The 457-nt window shown below is 65.6% G+C and carries 1 protein-coding gene; it reads right to left on the reverse strand.

The window, feature by feature from the left end; genetic code table 11:
* A partial coding sequence (nrdD, locus tag J5M73_RS31325; RefSeq protein ID WP_279381772.1) for an anaerobic ribonucleoside-triphosphate reductase occupies positions 1-457 on the reverse strand: 457 nt, incomplete at both ends.

Below are 457 nucleotides of genomic sequence, written 5' to 3' on the forward strand. Positions count from 1 at the left end.
GTGCCCAGGTAGCGCTTGGTGTAGGGGTAGAGGCCGGCATCCATGTGGTGCTGGATCACCTTGCGCTTCACCTCCAGGCTCTCGAAGGCCATGTCCAGCAGCGCGTCGAGGCGCTGCGTCAGGCCGTCCAGATCGTCCCGATACAGGTAGCCGAGGCGCGCGCAGTTGAGGGTCACCACGCCGAGCGAGCCGGTCTGCTCGGCCGAGCCGAACAGGCCGTTGCCGCGTTTGAGCAGCTCGCGCACGTCCAGCTGCAGGCGGCAGCACATGGAGCGCACCTGGTTGGGCTGCATGTCCGAGTTGAGGAAGTTCTGGAAGTACGGCAGGCCGTAGCGCGCGGTCATGTCGAACAGGCGCGTGGCGTTGTCGCTGTCCCAGGGGAAGTCGTGGGTGATGTTGTAGGTCGGGATCGGGAAGGTGAACACCCGGCCCTTGGCATCGCCGGCCATCATCACCT

This window comes from Pseudomonas sp. 50_B (genome assembly GCF_017491625.1).
Lineage (GTDB): Bacteria > Pseudomonadota > Gammaproteobacteria > Pseudomonadales > Pseudomonadaceae > Aquipseudomonas > Aquipseudomonas danubii.